Origin of the sequence: Bacillus salitolerans (assembly GCF_042680805.1) — a bacterium.
GTDB lineage: Bacteria > Bacillota > Bacilli > Bacillales > SA4 > Bacillus_CJ > Bacillus_CJ salitolerans.
The window spans coordinates 233,961-250,158 of the sequence record NZ_JBHUEM010000052.1; the positions used below are offsets into that span (position 1 = coordinate 233,961).

Annotated in this window: 17 protein-coding genes; 11 read left to right on the forward strand and 6 right to left on the reverse strand. The window is 36.8% G+C overall.

Annotation, left to right across the window (positions count from 1 at the left end):
• The first annotated feature begins 99 nt into the window (after window positions 1-99).
• Complete coding sequence (locus ACFSCX_RS21640) at window positions 100-450, forward strand: DUF1878 family protein (protein WP_377930339.1); 351 nt, start codon at window positions 100-102, stop codon at window positions 448-450.
• Here the strand turns inward: ACFSCX_RS21640 and ACFSCX_RS21645 are convergent, their stop codons facing one another.
• The gene (locus ACFSCX_RS21645; RefSeq protein WP_377930340.1) at window positions 451-1,011 is read right to left on the reverse strand and encodes an HTH-type transcriptional regulator Hpr; all 561 of its coding nucleotides are present in this window, start codon (window positions 1,009-1,011) and stop codon (window positions 451-453) included.
• Window positions 1,012-1,172: 161 nt separating this feature from the next.
• Window positions 1,173-1,541 carry a YtxH domain-containing protein gene (locus ACFSCX_RS21650; protein ID WP_377930341.1) on the reverse strand — a complete coding sequence of 123 codons (369 nt, stop codon included), beginning with the start codon at window positions 1,539-1,541 and terminating at the stop codon, window positions 1,173-1,175.
• 267 nt (window positions 1,542-1,808) lie between these two features.
• Between ACFSCX_RS21650 and ACFSCX_RS25745 the strand changes: the two genes are divergently transcribed.
• Complete coding sequence (locus ACFSCX_RS25745; protein ID WP_465252677.1) at window positions 1,809-1,988, forward strand: hypothetical protein; 180 nt, start codon at window positions 1,809-1,811, stop codon at window positions 1,986-1,988.
• 326 nt (window positions 1,989-2,314) lie between these two features.
• Window positions 2,315-3,214: a hypothetical protein gene (locus ACFSCX_RS21655; RefSeq protein WP_377930342.1), complete on the forward strand. Its 900-nt coding sequence runs from the start codon at window positions 2,315-2,317 to the stop codon at window positions 3,212-3,214.
• A gap of 40 nt (window positions 3,215-3,254) precedes the next feature.
• Here ACFSCX_RS21655 and ACFSCX_RS21660 read toward each other — a convergent pair whose 3' ends face one another.
• Window positions 3,255-3,683, reverse strand: a complete 429-nt coding sequence (locus tag ACFSCX_RS21660; RefSeq protein ID WP_377930343.1) for an HIT family protein — start codon at window positions 3,681-3,683, stop codon at window positions 3,255-3,257.
• 645 nt (window positions 3,684-4,328) lie between these two features.
• On the opposite strand from ACFSCX_RS21660, the gene ACFSCX_RS21665 reads away from it, so the two are divergent.
• The 3 genes from ACFSCX_RS21665 to ACFSCX_RS21675 are packed head-to-tail and all read left to right on the forward strand — an operon-like array spanning window position 4,329 to window position 7,000.
• Window positions 4,329-5,069: an ABC transporter ATP-binding protein gene (locus tag ACFSCX_RS21665; protein ID WP_377930344.1), complete on the forward strand. Its 741-nt coding sequence runs from the start codon at window positions 4,329-4,331 to the stop codon at window positions 5,067-5,069.
• Window positions 5,066-6,280 carry an ABC transporter permease gene (locus tag ACFSCX_RS21670; RefSeq protein WP_377930345.1) on the forward strand — a complete coding sequence of 405 codons (1,215 nt, stop codon included), beginning with the start codon at window positions 5,066-5,068 and terminating at the stop codon, window positions 6,278-6,280. The genes ACFSCX_RS21665 and ACFSCX_RS21670 overlap by 4 nt, the downstream gene beginning before the upstream one ends.
• 3 nt (window positions 6,281-6,283) lie before the next feature.
• Complete coding sequence (locus tag ACFSCX_RS21675) at window positions 6,284-7,000, forward strand: EcsC family protein (protein ID WP_377930346.1); 717 nt, start codon at window positions 6,284-6,286, stop codon at window positions 6,998-7,000.
• Window positions 7,001-7,265: 265 nt separating this feature from the next.
• Here the strand turns inward: ACFSCX_RS21675 and ACFSCX_RS21680 are convergent, their stop codons facing one another.
• On the reverse strand, window positions 7,266-8,465 hold the full coding sequence (locus ACFSCX_RS21680) for a M20 metallopeptidase family protein (protein WP_377930347.1): 1,200 nt from the start codon (window positions 8,463-8,465) through the stop codon (window positions 7,266-7,268).
• A 136-nt stretch (window positions 8,466-8,601) separates the two neighbouring features.
• On the opposite strand from ACFSCX_RS21680, the gene ACFSCX_RS21685 reads away from it, so the two are divergent.
• Window positions 8,602-9,303 carry a phosphatase PAP2 family protein gene (locus tag ACFSCX_RS21685; RefSeq protein WP_377930348.1) on the forward strand — a complete coding sequence of 234 codons (702 nt, stop codon included), beginning with the start codon at window positions 8,602-8,604 and terminating at the stop codon, window positions 9,301-9,303.
• A gap of 98 nt (window positions 9,304-9,401) precedes the next feature.
• Here ACFSCX_RS21685 and ACFSCX_RS21690 read toward each other — a convergent pair whose 3' ends face one another.
• Window positions 9,402-9,908 carry an antibiotic biosynthesis monooxygenase family protein gene (locus ACFSCX_RS21690; RefSeq protein WP_377930349.1) on the reverse strand — a complete coding sequence of 169 codons (507 nt, stop codon included), beginning with the start codon at window positions 9,906-9,908 and terminating at the stop codon, window positions 9,402-9,404.
• Window positions 9,909-10,088: 180 nt separating this feature from the next.
• Between ACFSCX_RS21690 and ACFSCX_RS21695 the strand changes: the two genes are divergently transcribed.
• The 4 genes from ACFSCX_RS21695 to hemY all read left to right on the forward strand — a co-directional run bounded on the left by ACFSCX_RS21695 (window position 10,089) and on the right by hemY (window position 15,829).
• A complete protein-coding gene (locus ACFSCX_RS21695) occupies window positions 10,089-12,218 on the forward strand; it encodes a transglycosylase domain-containing protein (protein ID WP_377930350.1) in 2,130 nt (709 codons plus the stop codon).
• 199 nt (window positions 12,219-12,417) lie between these two features.
• Window positions 12,418-13,458 carry a uroporphyrinogen decarboxylase gene (gene hemE, locus ACFSCX_RS21700; RefSeq protein WP_377930351.1) on the forward strand — a complete coding sequence of 347 codons (1,041 nt, stop codon included), beginning with the start codon at window positions 12,418-12,420 and terminating at the stop codon, window positions 13,456-13,458.
• Window positions 13,459-13,478: 20 nt separating this feature from the next.
• Window positions 13,479-14,417 carry a ferrochelatase gene (gene hemH / locus ACFSCX_RS21705; protein ID WP_377930352.1) on the forward strand — a complete coding sequence of 313 codons (939 nt, stop codon included), beginning with the start codon at window positions 13,479-13,481 and terminating at the stop codon, window positions 14,415-14,417.
• Between the two features lie 11 nt (window positions 14,418-14,428).
• Window positions 14,429-15,829, forward strand: a complete 1,401-nt coding sequence (gene hemY, locus ACFSCX_RS21710; RefSeq protein WP_377930353.1) for a protoporphyrinogen oxidase — start codon at window positions 14,429-14,431, stop codon at window positions 15,827-15,829.
• 123 nt (window positions 15,830-15,952) lie between these two features.
• Here the strand turns inward: hemY and yhfH are convergent, their stop codons facing one another.
• Window positions 15,953-16,084 (reverse strand): protein YhfH, encoded by a 132-nt coding sequence (gene yhfH, locus ACFSCX_RS21715; RefSeq protein WP_377930354.1) that lies wholly within the window; start codon window positions 16,082-16,084, stop codon window positions 15,953-15,955.
• Window positions 16,085-16,198 lie beyond the last annotated feature (114 nt).

Consider the following 16,198-nt stretch of genomic DNA (forward strand, 5'->3'; position numbering starts at 1 on the left):
GTTGCGATGATTTTCACATTTCACCATGTTACTTTACTAATTTTATGGGGAAAGGTCAAGAGTGAATTTAGGGTATTAATTTCAAGGCAGGTGTTTACATTGGAAACAGTAGAACAACGCCTAGAGCGTTTGGAATACTATCAAACATTAATTCTTCAGATGGTAGATCTTAACAAATGGCCATTTTATGCCCTTGTGATGAAACGTCAAATAGCTGAGAAAGACGTTCAACAAATATTTACTCTGAGTGAAGAATTATTAGAACTTTATTTTCAACAAAAAGAGGAAGGACTCCTCGTTTTTTCACAACTATTAGAAGTGTTTGAACGGTCTCTTCCTGACGGGCTCACGGTGTTAGAAACTGTTGATGCGATGCATAGGCAACAGCTTTATACTCCACTCATGAGTGAATTTAAGCTCATTATGAGTAGTGGTGTGAGTAGAAGGTAGTTAGTCTACTCTTTTATATAACTTTCCATCAACTTCAATAAAATCGTTTTCAATATTTTCTGTAGATCTTCCGAATATTTCCAAGAAGTCATCCCCATAAATATTGCGGATGATACTCATCAAATCTAAGAACTCAGGGAACTTACCGTATATACTCTTGAGTGGAAGTGATCCTCCAAACACAGAATACGATGTTGGATCATATGTTTCCATAATTTCAAGTAGTAACACGGTACCTTTTTCAGTTAACTCAATATACGTATTACGCTTGTCATCTTCCTTTTTTGAAAACGTTAAATATCCTCGCTCTTCTAGTTTCTTTGAAAAGTTAAAGGCCGTGGAAACGTGCATAACCCCAAACTTCGCGATTTCAGAAATCGATGCTCCCTTAAGATGATAGGCAATCCATAAAATGTGATGTTCGTTAATATTTAAATCATAAGGTTTTATCCATTGCTGCCAATCTTTTTCAATAGACTTCCAAAGTGCTTTACTTATTTGTGCCATTCGTTGGCTATATGCAATGGCTTCTTTCATTGAGAAATCTTCTTTTGTATTCATCCTAGTCACCTACTCTAGTAACAATTTCAAATCCTACCATTCATTTACTAAGGTTTCAGACCCTAGTTTTTCTATATTCCTATTATGCCAATAATCTACTAATTAATAAAGACAGTTTCACTTAATTGCCGAAATATTTAAACAAAAGCCACCATCAAAGCTTAATCTACTTGATGGCGACCTACAGTTTGTTCTAAAGATAATAATGTTTTTTCTATTTCAGCAATTTCTCGCTGAATGTTCTTTTGGTTTGGCTCAATAGCATGCTTCCAATGGTTTACCGTCTTTTGAACATCATCAACAAAATCTTTGACTAGCACTTTTCCTTCTTTTGAAGATTGTTCAACTGTATGAAGAAAATGCTTCGCTTCATATTTTAAATGGGTGAGCCTTTCTAATAAATCCTGGCTACTGTGCTTAATGGTCGACCGAAGTTCAACACCTGTTTTAGGTGTCGAGAGTAGGATTGAAAGTCCACTTACGACTCCACCAATAAGAAATCCTAACATAAATGAGTTCCCTTTATTCATGACTATCACCTTCTTATAAATTTAAAAATGTGGAAATGCCTCTAAATTCGACAAAAAGAAGTGAATTCCTCTTTTTGTCGTAATTGAACTAAAATTACTTCTTATCGTTTACATAAGTATCATCCAATTTTTTAGATCCGATCCACATGGAAGAACATGTTTTAACCTTACTATACCCACACTCAATTGGACAAAACACTTTCATAACTGTAAATACACTCGCATAAAGATAAAATAGAGGAGGGAGTGTGTGATGTGAAGGTTATAATGACCATTTTTTGTATAGTTAGTATCTTTTTTTATGTGAAAATGATTCAATATTTTCTCTCGTCTCAAACTGCTGGATCTTACCCTCCAAGTAGAGTCTTGCGTCAAAAAGCAGTGCTAATGGGAGGGGGCGGAACAGTATTTCTTTTGCTCTCCTTTATTTTTTATTTATTATTATAGTGCACAATTTTGGAAACCCCACTCAATGAGAGGGGGAATTTTTTTGAGAAATAAGAAATTATAAGTTTTGATTGTATCTAAGTACGATGTGCTTAGTAATCCGGCTTCAGCGCGAGTTCAAGTAACCTGTCATGAATAAAAAGGAAAACCACCCTTTTATTTCATAACAGGTTATTTGCTTTTCGTGTCTAAACGGTGAGCCCTGAGCCTTTTGTTCTTGATGAATAAATCAAGAAATAAAGAAACTTTTTAGTGAACGAAGTAGGGATAGCACCAAGTCATCAAGAATATAGTCAGTATAACGTAATGAAGGTGGGGTACTAACATTGTTTCGTGATAATAAACCAATTCATTTAAGTCCTTATGATCATCCAGATATTTATCCTGGACCAAGACCTGTTAGTTCATTTTTGTTTTCAAATGGAGTTGCCCATCGTATAGAAGAGGGGGCTCCTTCAGTAGAGGACTCTATCATCCATTTATCATCAAGCGATCATATGTATGGATCCTTTATATATCCAAGTCATACCAAAATAACGGTAAGAGACTATCTAGAGGCTAATCAATTAACTCCAATGATAGACAGAATACCTGTTTTAGCATACGGCTCCAACGTATGCTTAGCACAGCTATTATACAAATCAAGTATTAATAAAAACGTATCTGATCTATTTTTATGTATGAGAGCAACCATAATAGATACAGATGTCGTTTATGGCGCGCTATTAGCTCCATATGGTGCATTGCCTGCTATTATAGCACCTGTAAAAGACGCTAGAACAGAGGTTTGGGTAACGTTTCTTGATAAAGATCAATTAGAGCAGATGCATCAAACAGAAGGTGGATATGAATTTAGAGTACATAAAGGAAATAAGATTGAGTTATTTGCAAATGAGTCTATAACAAATGTATACGCTTATTATTATCCTAGAGCGCTCTTCTTTCATGATTCATATTACCGGTTCCCTGATATTCCTGGTGTGTCTAGCCTTCCCTCAATGTGGCAAGCCGATATGATTAATGAATGTAAAATGCTTTGTGAGTTTGAGGGAACTAGAGAGGGATTTATCCATTTAGTAAGATGGGATCATTCTTTTAGGCTAAAGGTAAAGCAAAGACTGTCTAAGTTTGAATCCATACTTGAGCATCCAGATTGGGAAATCGCGAATGATGTCTATACGATGAAAGAATTACGAAAACAGAATGAAAAACCGCCAAGTCTCTAGACTTTGGCAGTTCCTTTTGATAAATGAGGACGAGTTCTCATTATAAGCCGGCTGATATTTTTTCTGCAATTTCAGTTAATTGTTCAGGTGTATAGTCGTTAGCATGGGACTTCCATACAGCCCCAAATCCATCACCTTTACCATAGCGGGGAATGATATGTAGGTGAAAATGAAAAACAGACTGACCAGCTTGTTCACCATTATTGTTCAATAAGTTTAGCCCTACTGGTGAAAATTGCTTGTTAATCGCATTTGAAATTTGAGGTACTACTTTAAAAATCTCTTGAGCGATTTCTGGAGTTAAGTCAAATACATTTTCCTTATGATCCTTTGGGATAACAAGAGTATGTCCTTTCGAAACTTGACTAATATCGAGAAATGCCAAAACATAGTCATTTTCAAATACTTTTGCACTTGGTATTTCTCCTTTGATAATTTTACAAAAAATACAATCGTCCTTATGTTCCATCTACCTTCCTCCTTATTCAAATTTACTATTTAACTAGCGCTAAACCCCACATCCTGTGACCACATCGTGTGAGCCGCTAACAATCAGTGGAAGATGAGGAAACCCTCTACTGATTGAAGTTATACTTTATTGTAGTCGATATAAATACGCTTTTACAAATGTTACCTTCTGTTTAGAAGGTTAAACCATATAAAAAGGGTGCAACGTTATGTTGCACCCCGTATGAAGAGGAGTGAGAAAAGTTAGTGTTGTTTATTTTTAGCAGACACCTCATTTGCTTAATTATGATAAACCCAATTTATTTCTCAACAAAGTGGTCTACCGCAAACACCTCATTTAATATGAATTGTGTTTTGTTTCAAAGCGAAGTTGTCTTTAACAAACACCTCATTTGCAATTTAATGGCAAGGCTACTTACCAAACTCACAATGAGTCATATCGGTTAATACCTGCCGTAAACACCTCATTTAAATGAAAGTATCAATAGGAAGGTTACCGCGATTGATTTGCTTTTACTTCATCTCCTCTTCATATATTATAATGTCCGTTTTTCACTATTATATGTGTGAGATGAATGAAGAAAACATTTTTTCCTTTGTTGGATTTTTTTGTTAAGATAAAAAGAAAAAAGTGAGGTGTCATTGGATGAAGCCTTTGTTAAATATTACAAACTTAACAGGTGGATATACAAAAAACCCTGTTTTACATAATGTGTCATTTTCGATCAATTCCAATGAATTAGTCGGCCTAATTGGATTAAATGGAGCAGGGAAAAGTACGACCATTAAACATATTATCGGGCTAATGGATCCTATTAAAGGTGCAATTGAAATTAACGGTGAAACAATTAAACAAAACAAGGACCGTTATCGATCAGATTTCACGTTTATCCCAGAAACGCCAATTCTTTATGAGGAATTAACATTAGAAGAACATCTTAGACTGACAGCAATGGCTTATAATGTTGACGAAAAAACGTTTGAAGATAGAACTGCCTTTTTGTTAAAAGAATTTCATATGGAAAAACGTCTAAAGTGGTTCCCAGCTCATTTTTCCAAAGGAATGAAGCAAAAGGTGATGATTATGTGTGCCTTTTTAGTAGAACCATCTTTATATATAATAGACGAGCCATTTGTTGGACTTGATCCGCTTGCCATACAATCGCTATTGCAGCTACTTCAGAAAAAAAAGGAAGAAGGGGCAGGTATTTTAATGTCCACCCATATACTGGCTACTGCCGAAAGATATTGTGATTCGTTCATTATTTTACATGAGGGAGAAATTCGAGCTAAAGGAACATTGGTTGAGCTTCAGGACGAGTTTAATATGCCTAATGCGACATTAGATGATATATATATCCAGCTTACAAAGGAAGAAAGACCATGATGAATATTGATCAGATTTGGAGTAACCGATTTGGTGATCATGTAAAAGAGGTAAGTCGCTATTTACGCTATATGTTTAATGATCATTTAATGATTGTCCTATTAATCGCGTTTAGCGCTGGGGCTATTTACTATAAAGGGTGGCTTACACAATTATCAAACCCAAGCCCATATATATGGTTAGTAGCGGTTGTGCTAGGTATATTCATTTCAGCTTCCCCCATAAGATCATTTTTAAAAGAAGCAGATCTTGTTTTTTTACTACCTGTTGAACATAAAATGGACCGTTTTTTTCAAAAAGGGTTCATCTATAGTTACATCCTTCAGTCAAGCAGCGCCAGTATCATCTATATCATTTTTATTCCATTACTTCTTCATATACAAGACAGGTCACCGATCCAGTTGTTGATGATGTATATTCTTATTCTTTTATTAAAGTTTTGGAATAGTAGACAATCCTGGCGAATGTATTATTACATAGAAAAAGAAACAAGAAGAAGTGACTATTTGTTAAGACTGGTTTTTAATATTGCTTTTTTGTTCTTCTTATTTTCGGGAGCCTCGATGATCTATCTCTTCATGATGGTGGTCATTGCCCTTTTATGGCATATTTCGTTTGTTAGACTTACAAAGGACAAATCCTTAAAGTGGGAATTGTTATTAGAGGAAGAGGCTAAATTGATGGGGCGGTTTTATAGAATCGCTAATATGTTTGTTGATGTACCTCATTTGAAAAATGAAATAAAGTCTAGAAAGTGGTTAAACTGGGCTACTGGATCGATTGCATATAAGCAAAAAAACGTCTATAGCATGCTATATGCAAAAACATTTATACGGTCTGGGGAGTTTCTAGGCATTTTTACTAGATTGTTTGTTATTGCTGGATTGTTGGTGTATGTGATGGACTATCGCTACGCTGGTGCTTTGATTGTGCCATTTTTTATCTACTTATCAAGCTTACAGCTTCTATCTATGTATAAAGTCCATGAAAATAAAATATGGCTGACCATTTATCCACTATCAGAATCAACAAGACAAGCTTCATTTGCAAATTTACTCATGCTATTAATGGTAGGTAAGGCAATGGTTTTATCTGCTGTTGTTATTTCGTCAGCGGGCTTCTATTCAGCTGGGGTTACATTCATTGTATCTGTGTTATTTAGTTATGTGTTTATTCAATATTATCTAAAAAGGAAGCTAAAGGTGACGTAATTCATGGTCTATGAAAAGGAAGCGCTACAAGAAACGATGATATGGTTTAAAAAGCTGCAAAAAAAGGAGAACATACTTAAGCGAGTGTCTAAAACGGCTCAAACGTCAATCCAAAAGCTAATACCGGAAAAAGTACATGTCATGATGACTGATAGTATAAAACAAATGGTGGAAGTTACATTAACAACAAATGAATATATACCGTCCAAACAGTTCAATCCAACCTTACCTTTAAAAGAAATGGAAACGATAGTCTTTGAAAGGCAGAAATACTTTCAACGTCTTGCAGCGGTAGAAGGGGCAGGAACAGGTGCAGGAGGTATATTTTTAGGTATGGCGGACTTCCCATTACTGCTTGCCATTAAGATGAGATTTCTTTTTGAAATAGGCTCGATATATGGCTTTCAAACAAAAAATTATGATGAGAGATTATTTATTTTAAACATATTTCAACTTGCCTTTTCGAGCGAGGCTCAAAAAGAAAGCTTAGTGGAGCGAATAAAAGGATGGGATGAGAAGGAACAACATCGAGAGCAAATTGATTGGAGGATCTGGCAACAGGATTATCGGGATTACATTGATCTTGTTAAGCTTTTTCAGTTAGTTCCCGGAATAGGGGCTGCTGTTGGAGCAGTTGCCAATTATCAGTTACTTACTCATCTAGGAGAAACAGCAAAGCATTGTTACAGAATAAGACTACTTAAAAGCCAACCGGAGTGATTCATTCGGTTGGCTGTTATTTTAAGGTAAGAAAGTTTACGTTTCTGGGTGTTTAGTTTATACAATGTTACGGCTAAATCAAGCTCCAGCGCAAAGTCAAGATGAAACGACGATCATTGCCATTTCATCCTACTCGAGGGAAAAAGAAAAATCACTTTTTCCTTGTTCAAATAACCTGTCATGTATAAAAGGGAAAAACACCCTCTCTTTCATGAAAGAACATTGGCCCTGCCTTAGGCTAAACGGGGCGCCCTGAGCCTTTTGTTCATACTGTTTGTGAGTTCTTTGCATGTTCGTTTTGATACGTAATGGTAACATCGGCTAATGTTTTCGCCGCTATAAGCATTGCCTTTTCATCAAAATCAAACCGAGGATGGTGATGTGGATATGGGTTTTCAATATGATCAGCCTTTGCACCTGTAAAGAAGAAGGTACCCTTCACATGCTTCAAGTAATAGGCAAAATCCTCACCACCCATATGTGGTTCCGTCTCGATTACAGATGTAACACCAGGAACTTGTTTTGCTACCTTCACTAAAAGGTCCGTTTCTTCTTTATGATTTACGACAGCTGGATACCCGCGTTCAAATAAATAGTCATATGTTGCATCGGAAGTATAACAAGTACCCTTCAGTACCTTTTCAATTTCTTGTTCAATTTGGTCACGAATATCTTCATTAAATGTTCGTACTGTTCCAATCAGCTTTGCCGAATCTGCAATTACATTAAAAGCATTTTTCGCTTCGAAGTTTCCAACTGTAACCACTGCAGAATCGATTGGATTAACTCTTCGACTTACAATCTGCTGTAGATTAACGACAAATTGCGAAGCAATTACAATGGAATCTTTCGTTTTGTGAGGTTGGGCTCCATGTCCGCCTGAGCCTTGAATCGTTATTTCAAAGCGATCGGCAGCAGCCATCACCGGTCCAACTCGATAATTTATCACGCCTGTTGGCTCAGTTGCCCATAAATGAGTACCGAAAATTGCATCTACACCATCCAGACAGCCGTCTTGAATCATAGAAAATGCTCCACCTGGAGCGTATTCTTCAGCGTGCTGGTGAATAAGAACAATTTCACCTGCTAATTCTCCTCTTTGTTCATTCAAGATTTCAGCTAAAACAAGGAGGGTTGCTGTATGTCCATCATGCCCACATGCATGCATGACTCCTGGTACTGTAGATTTATAGGGGACACCCTTTTCATCTTGGATTGGTAAGGCATCAAAATCAGCACGAAGAGCAACGGTTGGACCTGGCTTTCCACCTTTAATTCTTGCTACTACACCGTTTCCACCAACACCTGATCGAACAGGAATATTTAATTGTTTGTAAAAATCTGTAATGTATTGCGCTGTATTCACCTCTTGAAACGATAGTTCTGGGTGCATATGTAAATATCTTCTGATTTCGACCATCTTCGAAAAACGTTTGTCTAATTTTTCATAAAGCTCTTGTTTCATCGATTGTCCTCCTAGGGTCTGAATTTTCTAACAATTACACATGAATATTATATCATTTAATGATTGAAAATTGATGAAATTTTTAACAACTCGACCCCATAAGAGGCTATACTATACAATAGAAAGGAGGGTACAAATGAAACTGAATAGTGTATCGAATGAAGAGCAAAGCTACGTAAACAAAAAGCATATGTTCATCTTAGTTATAATAAGTGCTAGTTTATATAGTCTAATCTCAGCATTACTGATGGAAAATAAGCAATTATGGATTGACAGTTTCGTGCTGAACATCGCAGAATCTACGGTTAATGAAAGGACTTATCAATATTTATCCTTCATTACAAAATTAGGTTCCAAACCAGTTGTGATTTCAATTGCAGTCATGGCATTAGCCCTTTTATGGTTGAAAGCAAGAGATTATCTTGGAATGGCAACGATAGCACTTGTATTGATTGGTAGTGATCAATTGTATAAAGTATTGAAAGATATATATAAGAGAGAACGACCGATCCATGATCCTTTTATTGATGCAATTGGTTATGGCTTTCCTAGCGGACATTCTACAGTAACAATGGCCTTTTATGGGATTCTCATATATTTTATTTGGAGGCTTACGAAAACGTCATTACGTAGGAATGTGATCATCACCTTTTTTGCATTCTATATTCTTTTAGTAGGAATTAGTAGAGTTCTACTACAAGCCCACTTTGCAACAGATGTGTTAGCAGGATATTTGATTGGATTTATTTATGTAATAATTTGTTTGCTTCTTTATGAAACGATTTTTATAAAGGTACAAAAAAATAGACATAAAAAAAACAGCGAATTATCATTATAGAATGACTCGCTGTTTTTTCTACATAAATTGTCAGATTTTCGTATTTCCTAGGAAATGGACAGGTGGTTTATCAAAAGTACTTGAAATAATTGGCAAAATTACTCTTTTATTACCGTATATTTTGTCACATAGGATGGCCTAGGGAATATGGACGGTTGATCAATTCCCTCTGATGTTCCTCTGGTTCTATGGGTATTTTCGTACGCTTTTGAAGTTTGCCAGTTAAGAAAACTCTGCTCATCATCCCATAAGGTTACAATGATGTAAGTATCATTGTTTTTAGGCCTAAGCACCCGAATGGCGTTAAAGCCTGGCTCATTCTCAATTTGTTTAGCCCTTTGTGAGAAACGATATTCAAAGATTGACCGCCCTTCATCTGACACAGGGATATTATTTAGAACTGCAAACCCTGCACTATTAAAGTCCCCAGCTTGATCCAATATTTCATATGTGTTACCTTCCTTAAACACAGTTTCTCCTTTTCCTTCATGCAATAGCATTGCTCGATCTTCTTCTCCTGTAAGAAGCAGCATCGTTTCGTTCTCATACTGGTCTTTAATGCGGGAGAGAAATTCATATGTTCCATATGTAATATAAAGATTCATATTTTAACCTCCTTTATAGGTAGTATAAACGCAACCCCTTTTGAAAATAAAATGATGATGTTCAAAAAAGATTATACATATATGCTCGTTGTTGGTAGAAAATAGTAAGAGGCACTAGGATATGCATTTTTTGTCGAACATAGTGTACAGTGGTAAAAAGTTGATAAAAGAGGTGTCTTAATGAAACGAAAGCTTCTGATAGGAGCAGTTGCAGTAGTTTCAACTATAATAATTGGTTTAACAGGTTATTTTCTAATCTTGTTTGCTGGGGATTTTGTAGTAGACGAACAAAATCTTGTTATGGATTCGACAACTACTTTGATAGACCGAAACGGTCATGTGATTTCAAAATTGTACATTGAAGATAGAGAGCTAGTAAAAATTGATCAAGTACCAGAACATGTTCAACATGCCTTTATTGCCATAGAGGACGCCAGGTTTTATGAACATCATGGCATTGATGTAAAGGCAATTTTTAGAGCTTTGTATAAGGACATTCTTGCTGGGAGTAAAGTAGAAGGAGGTAGTACAATCACTCAGCAATTAGCCAAGAATGTGTTTTTATCAAATGAAAAAACAATCCTACGAAAAACAAAGGAAGCAGTAATTGCGATAAATCTGGAGCGGAAATATAGTAAAAAGAAATTGTTAGAGATGTACATGAACCAGATTTACTTTGGACATGGAGCCTACGGAATACAGACGGCAGCAAATCTTTATTTCAATAAAAAGGTGTCAGAATTGACTATCGATGAAGCTGCGTTACTCGCGGGAATTCCTAAAAGTCCCACGAATTACTCTCCTATAAACAATCCTGAAAAAAGTAAACAGAGACGAGACTTGGTTATTAACGTGATGCAACAAAAAGGTTATATAGATGCAGATCAAGCTGTAAGAAGTAAAGGCAGAACGATTACGTTAAACAGAAATGAATATACAAAAAATCCAGCTTTTGCTACATATATAGATATGGTCATGGAAGAGGCAAAACAACGTTTTGGTTTTTCTAATGAAGAAATGATGACGGGAGGATATACAATCACAGTTCCTATTGATCGTGACCTTCAACAAGTCGCCCACGAACTGTTTCAGAAGGACCAGTATTTCCCAGGTACGAATGAACAAGTTGAAGGCGCTTTTGTCATGATGGACGTACACACTGGTGGTGTTCTTGCGGTAGTTGGTGGAAGAAAGTACGTGAATAAAGGAATCAATCGCGCGATCGTTAAGAGACAGCCTGGGTCTACAATTAAACCACTAGCTGTTTATGGTCCAGCTTTAGAAGAGTCTGACTATCATCCTTATTCAATGCTTGTTGATGAGCCCCTTTCTTATGGAGAATATTCACCCCAAAATTATAATGGGGTATATAAAGGGAAGATATCGATGTATGATGCATTAACTACTTCTGCCAATGCACCAGCTGTATGGCTATTAAATAAAATTGGAATCGATCATGGGAAGAAATATATAAATAGGGCAGGAATTTCACTACCTGACCAAGGTCTGGCAATCGCACTTGGTGGTCTGGAAAATGGTATATCACCTTTGCAAATGACGAAAGCGTATCGTGCCTTTGCTAATGAAGGGAAGATAGTGGAGCCATTCTTTATTCAAAAAATAGTCGATCAAGCTGGCAATTTGTTAACCTCAACTGAAATAATAGAAAGCGAAGTGTTTTCACCTCAAACAGCATGGTACATTACGAGAATGCTTGAAGCGGTTGTCGATGAAGGGACAGCCAAAGTAGGTGAGTATACAGGAAGTCTTGCTGGGAAAACTGGTACAACATCCTTTACAGGTGTAGAAGGCGGTACAAAGGATGCATGGTTTGTCGGTTATACTCCAAATGTTGTTGGTGCTTTATGGATGGGTTATGATCGAACAGATAAAGATCATTATTTGAAACATGGAAGCACATATCCAACTAGACTATTTAAAAAAATTCTAGCGTCCTCAAACCATGATCATACAGCAGAGTTTGTCGCTCCAAACGGGGTGGAAGAGCTTGAAAAACCTATTTTATTACACGCTATTACAGATTTGCAGGCTAAATTAACGTTTCGACCATTTGGTTTCTTTAAAGTTACCTTGCAGTGGACTACAAGCATGGATGAAAGAATTGTCTACCATATATTCGAAAGAAATGACAATACATGGACGAAAATAGACGAAGTAAAGGGGACCGGTTCATTCGAAATTGAAAGTGTGAATCTATTTAATCCTTCAAGCTATTATGTAGTGCCGTTTAATCCACAAACCGAGGAGCTTGGTAAACCGTCCAACATAGCAACTCCAAACTTTAGATGAAAGCCTCCACCTCGGAGGTTTTTTTTTGAAAACCAAAAAATTTGATAACAAACCATTTAATTTGATAATGTTTAAATGATGTCGATTTTATGAACTGTCACGGCTATACCTATACAAAAAATAGAAATATTGTATAGTTAAATTACAATAACTTAAAAATAATAGGTATAGTTTGTCGAATATAGAAAGGTGAGAGAAAATGACAACGAAAACATTTAATGATTCGTTTTTAAAAGCATGTAAGGGTGAACGTGCAGACCATGTGCCGGTTTGGTATATGAGACAAGCAGGGCGCTCACAGCCTGAATATAGAAAGATTAAGGAACAATACTCTTTATTTGAAATCACTAAGCAACCAGAGTTATGTGCATATGTAACAAGACTTCCGGTTGAGCAGTATGATAATGATGCTGCGATTCTTTATAAAGACATTATGTCTCCCCTACCTGCTATCGGAGTGAAAGTAGATATTAAAGCTGGTGTTGGACCTGTTATTGATAATCCAATTCGATCTTTAGCTGATGTAGAGAAGCTTGGAGAAATTAATCCTGAACAAGATGTACCTTATATTTTAGAAACGATTAAGCTTCTAACAACAGAACAACTAAACGTACCTTTAATCGGTTTTGCTGGTGCGCCGTTTACGCTATCAAGCTATATGATCGAAGGCGGTCCATCAAAAGGATATCATAAAACAAAGGCATTTATGTACGGGGAAAGTAAAGCATGGTTTGTATTAATGGATAAACTAGCGGAAATGACGATTGCATATCTTAAATCACAAATTCATGCTGGTGCAAAAGCGATTCAGATTTTTGATTCTTGGGTTGGACAGCTAAGTGCACGAGATTACCGAATCTTTATAAAACCAACTATGGAAAAGATTTTCTCCGCTCTAAGAGAAGAAAATGTTCCGCTCATTATGTTCGGTGTTGGGGCTAGTCATTTAGCGATGGAGTGGCATGACCTTCCACTTGATGTAGTGGGCTTAGATTGGCGTTTGCCAATTAGAGAAGCAAGGGAGAGAGGCATTACGAAGCCGGTTCAAGGAAATTTGGATCCTTCTGTTCTTTTAGCTCCTTGGGAAGTAATTGAAGAAAAAGCGAAGGAAGTTTTAGATCAAGGAATAGAAAAGCCTGGATATATCTTTAACCTTGGGCATGGTGTGTTCCCAGAGGTTAACCCAGATACTTTAAGAAAACTAACAGCATTTGTACATGAATATTCCTCTAAAAAGTGAAGGAAAGGGAGTATTGTAAATTGAAGAAAAAAATAGGTTTATTAGTAATGGCATACGGGACTCCATATAAGGAAGAAGATTTAGAACGCTATTACACACATATTCGTAGAGGTCGCAAACCTTCTCCGGAACTAGTAGAAGAATTGAGAGAACGATATGAAGCAATTGGTGGAATTTCACCGCTTGCTAAAATCACTTTAGAACAGGCTGAAAGTCTAGAAGCTTACTTAAATCAAAATCAAGAACAATACGAGTTTAAAATGTATCTTGGTTTAAAGCATATTGAACCGTTTGTTGAGGATGCTGTACAGCAAATGAAACAAGACGGAATCGAAGAAGCAATTAGTATTGTACTAGCACCACATTTCTCTACCTTTAGCGTAAAATCTTATAACGGCAGAGCAAAAGAAGAAGCTGAAAAAATTGGTGGACCGACTATACATAGTATTGAGAGCTGGTATGATGAACCTAAGTTCATTCAGTATTGGGTTGACCAAGTGAAACAAACGTATTCCATGATGACTGAAGAAGAACGTGAACATTCTGTCTTAATTGTTTCAGCGCACAGTTTACCAGAAAAAATTATTGCATCTGGTGATCCATATCCAAATCAACTGCAAGAAACAGCTGATTTAATAGCGAATGGTGCTGGAGTGGCGAACTACGAAGTAGGCTGGCAAAGTGCTGGTAATACACCGGAACCGTGGATCGGACCGGATGTCCAGGATTTAACAAGAGATTTATTTGAGGTAAAACGTTATAAAGCATTTGTATATATTCCAGTTGGATTTGTATCAGATCATTTAGAAGTACTTTATGATAATGATATTGAATGTAAGCATGTAACGGATGAAGTTGGTGCTAGATATTATAGGCCGGAAATGCCAAATGCAAAGCCACAGTTTATAGATGCAGTTGGTACAGTCGTATTAAACAAGCTTTCAAGTATTGAAGAATAAAGGGCGATTAGATGAATTCAAAGGAGAAGAAAGTTGTCATTATTGGCGGGGGGATAACGGGTTTAACAACAGCTTTTTACTTACAAAAGCAGGCGAATGAAAAAGGCTTACCGATTTCCTTCAAGCTAGTAGAAGCTAGCAAGCACCTTGGTGGGAAAATTTCAACCGTTCAGAAAGATGGGTTTACAATTGAGAGAGGTCCTGATTCATTTCTCGAACGGAAAGTAAGTGCAGGGCAGCTTGTAAGAGATCTTGGTCTGGGTGATCAACTTGTTAACAATTCAACTGGTACAGCACATGTGTTAGTAAACAACGAGCTTTTTCCTATACCAGAAGGTGCTGTTATGGGAATTCCAACAAAAATAACCCCATTTATTACATCGGGCTTATTTTCTCCCGTAGGAAAATTAAGAGCTGCTGCCGACTTGATCTTACCAAAGAGTGGAATTGAAGGAGACCAATCACTTGGGCATTTTTTTAGAAGGCGCCTTGGAAGTGAAGTAGTGGAGAATTTAATTGAGCCGCTCTTGTCTGGTATCTATGCTGGTGATATTGACCAATTAAGCTTGGAGTCAACGTTTCCTCAATTTAAACAAGTAGAAAGTAAATACCGGAGTTTGATTTTGGGGATGAAAACGACATCACCACAGAAAAAAGAGACAGGCAAAAGTAAAAAAGGTATTTTCCAAACGGTCAGTTCAGGTCTATCCTCGATTGTGGATACGATTGGTCAGCAACTGCCAAAAGAGAACGTGCTTCTAGAAAGAAAAGTACTAGGTCTTGAAAAGAGTGAGAACGGTTATTTTGTTTCATTAGACAATGGTGAAAAGCTTGAAGCGAATTATGTTGTCCTAGCTACGCCTCATTTAGCTTCGAGTGAGATCCTTAAACCATATGGGATAATGGAAGATTTCGAGGATATTCCTTCGACATCTGTTGCCACAGTAGCGATGGCCTATCCATTGGAAGCGTTTAGCCAATTGATCGAAGGAACCGGATTTGTTGTCTCTAGAAATAGTCCGTATACCATCACGGCTTGTACGTGGACACATAAAAAATGGCCACATACAGTTCCGAAGGGAAAGGCGCTAATTAGATGTTATGTTGGTAAGGCGGGCGATGAAGATATCGTGTACGGATCAGACGATGAAATTCTTCAAGCTGTAAAAACGGATCTTCAAACCATTAGTGGTGTAACAACAGAACCTGATTTTGTCGTAATTTCAAGATGGAAGAAAGCAATGCCGCAATATGTGGTCGGACATAAGGAAAGACTCAATAAAATGAAAGAAACTGTTCAAAAAGAGCTTCCTAATGTATTCGTAGTTGGTAGCTCCTTTGAGGGACTCGGCTTACCAGACTGTATTGATCAAGGCAAGCGGGTAGTTGAAGACATTATCGTATCTATTTAAATTAAGTAACCACCTGTAAATATGGACAGGTGGTTTTTTGTATTGGAGAAAGATGGATGATGAAAAACAGGTCTAAATGGATGTACTGCTGTTAAGTGGAGTCTATGCTTTTACACAAGATGTCTATTCACCAATTTTTCTGCAATCTTCACATTGACTAGTATAGCATTCGTGTTGTTCTTCCATTACTTTTCCACATTCTCTGCATTGTTTTGGAGGTAGATTTTTAAAGAACTCGGTGCTACTCATTAACATTGAAGATTCCCCCTTCATATTGTTAGTAATATTGTATTATAACAATTTGTCCAATGTCAACAACTGTATTGTAACAGAGTGGAAATGTACGTTTGTACCTATTTTTGGTAAGAT